This is a genomic window from Patulibacter sp. NPDC049589, assembly GCF_040675535.1.
GTDB lineage: Bacteria > Actinomycetota > Thermoleophilia > Solirubrobacterales > Solirubrobacteraceae > Patulibacter.
The window spans coordinates 1-6,846 of the sequence record NZ_JBFAPC010000226.1; the positions used below are offsets into that span (position 1 = coordinate 1).

Below are 6,846 nucleotides of genomic sequence, written 5' to 3' on the forward strand. Positions count from 1 at the left end.
GAGCGCGGCGGCCACGGCGAGCGCGGCGCGGTCGAAGCGACCCGGCGCGGGCGCCGGTGCCTGCTCCGCGGTCACGCCGTCCGTCGGCGACCCGGCGACGGGCCCCGGGGCGAGTCCGGGCCCCGGCGTCCCGCCCGCGCCGACCCGCCGTCCGAGCGCCACCACGGGTACGATCGCCAGCGCGCCGGCGAGCGCCGACAGGGAGCGCAGCGCGAACTCGCCCGTGCCGAAGGCGCGGCCCCAGAGCCAGTCCAGGAGGTAGAAGAGCGGCGGCGTGTTCTCCGTCCGCTGGATGGTCGACCAGGCGTGGCCGAGCGACCCGTCGACGATCCGCCCGGTGTAGACCTCGTCGAGCCAGAAGCTCTGCTCGCCGGCCGTCGGCAGCCGGATCGCCAGAGCGATGAGGACGAGGCCGCCGACGAGCAGCGTCACCCCCGACGGCCGCCGGCCGTCCCGCGCCGCGGGCGCGGCGGAACCTGCGGGCCCGTCGGGTCGCGCGGGCGGGGCCGGCGGCACGGCCGGGGTCGGTGTGGTCGTCGGTCCGGAGGGGACGGGCGTGGCCTACAGGTCGCCGCCGGCGGTGGGCGGCGCGCCGGTCTCGCCCTCGCCGCCGCCGAAGCCCTCGCGGGCGAGGAACTCCTCGACCCACAGCGGGTTGGCCTCGGAGCGCCTGACCGTCGTCAGGAGGTCGCTCATGGTCGAGACCTCCTCGACCTGCTCCTTCAGGAACCACTGGATGAACTGCTCGGACTGGTAGTCGCCGGTCTCGCGGGCGATCCGCGCCAGGCGCGTGATCTGCTCGGTGACGACCTTCTCCTGGTCCAGCGCGATCTGGATCGGCTCGACGATGCCGTCGAAGCCGTTCCGCGGGCCGGCGACGGGCGGGATGATCACCTCGGAGTCCTGATCCATCAGGTACTGGACCATCTTCATCGCGTGGCCGCGCTCCTCGACGGCCTGGGCGTAGAAGAAGGCGGCCAGGCGCGGCAGGGTCTCCGTGTCGTAGTGCACGGCGACGGCCACGTACTGCTGGCTCGCGGCGAACTCGTGGGCGACCTGCTCGTTGAGCGCTTCGACGAACTCGGGGGCGGGCATGCGCGCAACTGTACCCGGCAGATCGCGCACCACGTCCGGCCCGCGGCCCCGTGCCACGCCGTGCCGGCGGGCGTGTGCGCGCCCGTCCGGCCGCCGGATCCGGGCGTCCGGACGGGCGGTTCGGACGGCCGCGGAGGGGTACTCTCGTGGGTGCCGATGCCCGACGTCCTCACCGTGAAGAAGAAGTGCTGCAAGAGCGGCCCGCGGTGCAAGAAGTGCCCGGTGGTCTGGAAGCGCCTGGAGACGCAGGGCCTGGCCACGCGCCTGGACAAGCGCCACTACGAGCCGGGGAAGAAGATCCCGGGCAAGGCGTTCAAGGCCGCGCGCAAGTAGGACCCGGGGCGTCTGGCCCCTCCGCCTGGGACCGGGACCGCGAGACGCGGTGCGCCCCACCGCTCCAGCTAGGGTGGCGCGATGGCCACGTGTCTCGTCACCGGCGGCGCCGGGTTCCTTGGGTCGCACCTCTGCGACGAGCTGCTCGCACGCGGCCACCGCGTGATCTGCGCGGACAACCTGGAGACCGGCTCGCTCAACAACATCGAGCACATCCGCCGTCCCGAGTTCGAGTTCCGGCAGATCGACATCGTCCAGCCGTTCTTCATCGACGAGCCCGTCGACGTCGTCTACCACGCCGCATCGCCGGCGTCGCCGATCGACTACCTCCGCCTGCCGCTGCACACCCTCAAGGTCGGCTCCCACGGCACCCACCACGCCCTGGGCCTGGCGAAGAAGCACCGCGCCCGGTTCCTGCTGTTCTCGACCTCCGAGGTCTACGGCGACCCGAAGGTCCACCCGCAGGACGAGTCCTACTGGGGCCACGTCAATCCGATCGGCCCCCGTGGCGTCTACGACGAGGCCAAGCGCTACGCCGAGGCGCTGACGATGGCGTACCACCGCCAGCAGGGCGTCGACACCCGCATCGTCCGGATCTTCAACACCTACGGCGCCCGGATGCGCCCGCACGACGGCCGCGCGATCCCGACGTTCTTCCGCCAGGCGCTCCTGGGCGAGCCGATCACGATGTTCGGCGACGGATCCCAGACCCGCTCGTTCTGCTACTCCGACGACCTGATCCGCGGCATCATCGCGCTGGCCGAATCCGACGAGCACCAGCCCGTCAACATCGGCAACCCCGGCGAGTTCACCCTGATGGAGCTCGCGCAAGCCGTCATCGAGGTCTCCGGCTCGACATCCGAGATCGTCTTCCAGCCGCTGCCCAAGGACGACCCCAAGCAGCGCCGACCCGACATCACCCGCGCCAAGGACATCCTCGGCTGGGAGCCCCGCGTCGACCTCACCGACGGCCTCCGCAAGACCCTCGACCTCGCCGGCCGCGAAGGCCTCGTGGGATCGGGCGATTGACGCCGTACGTCGCGGTGGGACGCCCGCTGCGACGGACGCCGCACGCATCTGGCAGGCTTACCGGTTGGTGCATCAGGCGAGGCACAGCTCCGACGGGGCCCCCGACCCGACCGTGACGCGCGAGCTCCAGCAGCCCGCGTCGGTCACGCCGCTGCGGCCAGCCGTCGACATCCGGGCCAAGCGGTCCCCGCTCGTGCAGTCCGTCCTGAGCCGCGACACGCTCCGCCACGCCATGCGGCTCGTCGCCCTCGTGGCGATCGACGCGGCCTCCGTCTGGGCCGCGATCTTCACGGCGCTCGCGCTGAAGGCGGCGTGGTTCGGCTCCTTCACGGCCGGCTGGCACGCCCATCAGGCGCGCGAGATCGCGCCGTTCACGATCCTGATCGTGCTCCTGAACTTCGGGCGCATGGGCCTCTACGGCCGACGGACGGAGCGCCCCGGGCTGGGGAAGATCGTCACCGGGCTGTTCCAGGTGATGGTCGTCTCGATGGTCTTCGTACTGATCAACGGCCAGCGCGACCAGTTCTCCAGCTACTACATCTTCTACGGCTCGGTGATCGTCGGGGTCGTGTACATCGGGCTCCTGCGGCTCGGCTACGAGACGATCAGCGCGCGGCTCCTGAAGTCCTCGGGCCAGCAGCGCCGCGCGATCCTCGTCGGCACGAGCCAGCACTCCGACGCCGTCGCCGCGGCGCTGGCGGAGGACGTCGACTCCGCCATCCAGGTGACCGGGATCCTCACGACGGACGCCGCCGGACCGCGGCCGCTGCGGGCCCGCACGCTCGGCGTCGCGGCCGACCTGCCGGCGCTCCTCAGCGCCGGGAACATCGACGAGGTCATCATCACCGACCCGTCGTTCCCGGAGGAGCAGGCGCTCGAGATCGTCGACCAGGCCCACCGGCTCGGGATCCACGTGCGCGTCGCGCCGTCGACGATGGAGATCCTCGTCCACCGCGCCGAGTTCATCCCGGGCCAGACGGTCCCGCTGTTCGAGCTCAAGCCGCCGGTCTCCGAGGGCCTCGACTTCGCGATCAAGCGCTCGTTCGACCTCCTCGTCTCGATCGTCATCCTGGTGGCGCTGAGCCCCCTGCTGCTGATGATCGCGCTGGCGGTCCGCTTCACCAGCGCCGGCCCGGTCATCTACCGCTCGCGGCGCCCGGGCGTCGGCGGCGTGCCGTTCGACTGCCTCAAGTTTCGCACCATGTACGCGGACGCCGACCACCGCCAGCACGAGCTCGAGGAGCTCAACGAGGCCGGCGGCGCGATCTTCAAGATGCGCAACGACCCGCGCGTCACCCCGGTCGGACGCATGCTCCGCCGGCTCTCGCTCGACGAGCTGCTGCAGCTGATCAACGTCCTGCGCGGCGAGATGTCGCTCGTCGGCCCGCGCCCGCTCCCGCAGCGCGACTACGACCGGCTCGAGGAGTGGCACAAGAAGCGCTACCTCGTGCTTCCCGGCGTGACCGGCCTGTGGCAGGTCTCGGGCCGCTCGGACCTCGACTTCGACGACATGGTCCGCCTGGACTTCCTCTACCTCGAGCGCTGGTCCGTGTCCCTCGACATGACCATCCTCGTGAAGACCATCCCCGCCGTCTTCGGACGCCGCGGGGCGTTCTGACGCGGTCCCCGCGCTGAGACGCACCGGTGGGGTCGGGCCGCGGCCCGCCCCCACCGGTCGCCCTCACTTGGTGGAGGAGAGGCTCCGACCGTCGACCTTGCCGTCCTCGCCGGTGGCCGGCTTGACGTCCACGACGCTCGAATCCGTCGCCGGGGCGCCGTAGAGCGACGGATCCAGGTACGTGCCCTGGTCGGTGGCCGACTTCGTCCGCACCGGCGCGATCGCGTGCTTCTGCGCCTGCGGGTCCTTGCGGACGCCGGTCACCGACCACGAGACCTTCGTGGCGCCGTGCTCGGTCCGCACGACGAACTTCCCGTCACCGTCGACCTCGTCCTGGACGATCGCCTGGCCGAACTTCCCGATCGGCGTCAGCTGGTACCGCCACTGCCCGGCCAGTGCCGTCGCGTAGTCGGGGAGCTCCACGGTCGCCCGGCCGTCGTCGCCGGTCGTGACGTTGCCCGTGTAGACGACGGTCAGCGCGTCGGTCTCGACCGGCGTGTGGGTCAGCGTCCGCTCGGTCGGCGCGCGCGGATCGTCGATCTGGAAGCCGCTCTTCGTGCCGGTCACCGTGAGGTTGCCGTTGATGACGACGTTGCCGTTGAAGAGGCCGGCCGTGCCGGTGAAGACACCCCCCGTCGACTTCCCCTGGCCGAAGATGCCCGCGCCGTTGCCGTTGGTGACGCCCTCGATCGCGTTGCCGTCGTTCGCCGCGTTGACGTTCTCGCCGCGGACGCCGACGCCGGTGCCGCCGCTGATCCCGGCCTGGCCGAGCACGCCGGTCGCGCCGTTGGGGTCGGTGACGAAGCCGCGGACGCCGTAGCCCCCCTGGCCGTCGTGCCGGCCGACGACGGCGCCGATGCCGTTGCACTTGCCGATGTTCTGCTCGCAGATCGCGCCGTTCTGGCGCGCGACGACGGCCTCACCGGACGAGCTGTCGCCGATGACGGCGGCGGCGCTGATCGACCCGGTCACGCCCCAGATCGAGTTGCCGCCCTTGGTGTTCACGAAGACGCCGGGACCGACGCCCTGGTGGTCGACGTCGATCGCGCGCTGCCCGCTGGAGGTGTTCGTGATCTTCGCCGAGAGGACGCCGTCCGTGGTGCCGCTCTGGGTCAGGTTCAGCGGGACGCTCACGCTGGCGTCCGCGCCGGCCGGGCCCGTGGGCCCGGCGGGGCCGACCGGGCCGATGGGCCCGATGGGCCCGATCGGGCCGACGGAGCCGGTGAGGCCGATGGGCCCGACCGGGCCGACCGGGCCGATCGCGCCGGTGGCACCCGTGGCGCCGGTCTCCCCGGTCTCCCCGGGGTCGCCCTTCGCCCCGGTGTCGCCCTTGGCGCCCGCGGGGCCGACGGCACCCGTAGCGCCCTGGTCGCCCTTCGCGCCGGTCGCGCCGGTCGCGCCCTGCGGGCCCGTGGCGCCGTCCGTGCCGGACGGGCCGTCGCTGCCGGGCTCGCCCTTCGGCCCGTCGATGTTCCACGAGACCTTGTACTGGCCGCGGGGGCACCGTGCCTTCCTGGTCGTCAGGTTCATCGTCTTGAAGGCCCGCGTGACGCACGCGTAGAGCCGCGTCGGCGCGGCCGCGGCCTTCGACCCGCCCTTGGAGGCGGCGCCCGCCGGGGGCGGGCCCGCCAGGAGCAGGCCGACCACGAGGACCAGGAGGGTCGCCGTGGCGAGGAATGGGAGGCGCCCGGAGAACGGGCGTGAGTGGTGGTGCAACATGGCGCCTGTACTACCACCCGAGTGTCCCCCCGCCAGGGATCTCGACCGCGACGCCACCGATTGCGGGGGTGACCCGGACATCTCTACGAGCGCGGCGGCCGGGGCCGTCCGACGTCGACGGCGTGCGCGCGCGATGATGCGCAGAGCCGCCGCGGGGCCTTCCTCGTCCCCGGCGCGACGCGCCCACCCCGGTCCCCGCGATGATGTCGCCACGCGGTGGGCGCTCCCGCCCCGCCGCTCCGGCACCGCACGATGAGCTCGACGTCCCTCTCCCGCCCGTCCGACCTCAAGGGTCACGGCTTCCTCTTCCAGCAGCTCGTCCAGCGCGAGCTGCGCCAGAAGTACCAGGGCTCGGTCCTCGGGCTCCTCTGGTACCTCGTCAACCCGCTGCTGCTGCTCGGCGCGTACTACCTGATGTTCGGCGTGGTGCTGAAGCCCGGCTTCAGCCACCCCGCCTACCCGCTGTTCATCATGACCGCGATGGTCGTCTGGCTGTTCGTGCAGGCGACGCTGCCGGCGGCGGGGGACAGCCTGCTCGCCCAGGCGGCGCTGCTGCGCAAGGCGCGCTTCCCGCGGGAGATCATCCCGACCGCCGTCGTCACCGTGCAGGCGCTGACGTTCGCGGCGCTCTTGGCGATCGTCGCGGTGCTGACCGTGGCGTTCCGCGGCACGCTGGGCTTCCAGCTGCTGCTGCTGCCGGTCGTCGTGGTCCTGCTCGTGCTCTTCGTGCAGGGCCTCGCGCTGGCGATCTCGGGTCTGCACGCGCACTTCCGGGACGTCCAGCCGATCGTCGGCGCGATCCTCGTGCCGTGGTTCTTCGTGACGCCGATCTTCTACCGGCCGACCGACATCACCGACCAGGAGTTCGCGCGCTTCGCCCTGGAGTGGCTGAACCCCGTCGCGCCGTTCGCCGAGGCGGTGCGGACGATCCTCTACGACGGGGCCGTGCCCTCCGCCGCGACGATGCTCTACCTCGTCCTCGGCGCCTTCCTGGTCCTCGCCGTCGGCGCCGCGCTCTTCCGCCGGCTCCAGCGCGACCTCGCGGTGATGCT

6 protein-coding genes and 1 pseudogene are annotated in these 6,846 nt (G+C 72.2%); 4 read left to right on the plus strand and 3 right to left on the minus strand.

Annotated features, from left to right (window positions below; translation table 11 throughout):
- Together AB0L40_RS25435 and AB0L40_RS25440 are read right to left on the minus strand one after the other, a co-directional pair.
- Window positions 1–432: pseudogene (locus tag AB0L40_RS25435) on the minus strand (hypothetical protein); the annotation flags it as partial.
- Window positions 433–561: 129 nt separating this feature from the next.
- Window positions 562–1,095, minus strand: coding sequence for a ferritin (locus tag AB0L40_RS25440; RefSeq protein WP_364361216.1), 534 nt, complete (start codon window positions 1,093–1,095; stop codon window positions 562–564).
- 156 nt (window positions 1,096–1,251) lie between these two features.
- Here AB0L40_RS25440 and AB0L40_RS25445 point away from each other — a divergent pair, with 156 nt between their 5' ends.
- The 3 genes from AB0L40_RS25445 to AB0L40_RS25455 all read left to right on the plus strand — a co-directional run bounded on the left by AB0L40_RS25445 (window position 1,252) and on the right by AB0L40_RS25455 (window position 4,075).
- Complete coding sequence (locus AB0L40_RS25445; protein WP_364361218.1) at window positions 1,252–1,428, plus strand: hypothetical protein; 177 nt, start codon at window positions 1,252–1,254, stop codon at window positions 1,426–1,428.
- Between the two features lie 81 nt (window positions 1,429–1,509).
- The gene (locus AB0L40_RS25450; RefSeq protein ID WP_364361220.1) at window positions 1,510–2,457 is read left to right on the plus strand and encodes a UDP-glucuronic acid decarboxylase family protein; all 948 of its coding nucleotides are present in this window, start codon (window positions 1,510–1,512) and stop codon (window positions 2,455–2,457) included.
- A gap of 112 nt (window positions 2,458–2,569) precedes the next feature.
- Window positions 2,570–4,075 carry a sugar transferase gene (locus AB0L40_RS25455; RefSeq protein WP_364361222.1) on the plus strand — a complete coding sequence of 502 codons (1,506 nt, stop codon included), beginning with the start codon at window positions 2,570–2,572 and terminating at the stop codon, window positions 4,073–4,075.
- 63 nt (window positions 4,076–4,138) lie between these two features.
- Here AB0L40_RS25455 and AB0L40_RS25460 read toward each other — a convergent pair whose 3' ends face one another.
- Window positions 4,139–5,794 carry a hypothetical protein gene (locus AB0L40_RS25460; protein ID WP_364361224.1) on the minus strand — a complete coding sequence of 552 codons (1,656 nt, stop codon included), beginning with the start codon at window positions 5,792–5,794 and terminating at the stop codon, window positions 4,139–4,141.
- A gap of 252 nt (window positions 5,795–6,046) precedes the next feature.
- On the opposite strand from AB0L40_RS25460, the gene AB0L40_RS25465 reads away from it, so the two are divergent.
- Window positions 6,047–6,846, plus strand: an 800-nt coding sequence (locus AB0L40_RS25465; RefSeq protein ID WP_364361226.1) for an ABC transporter permease, incomplete at its 3' end; no start/stop codon positions are given.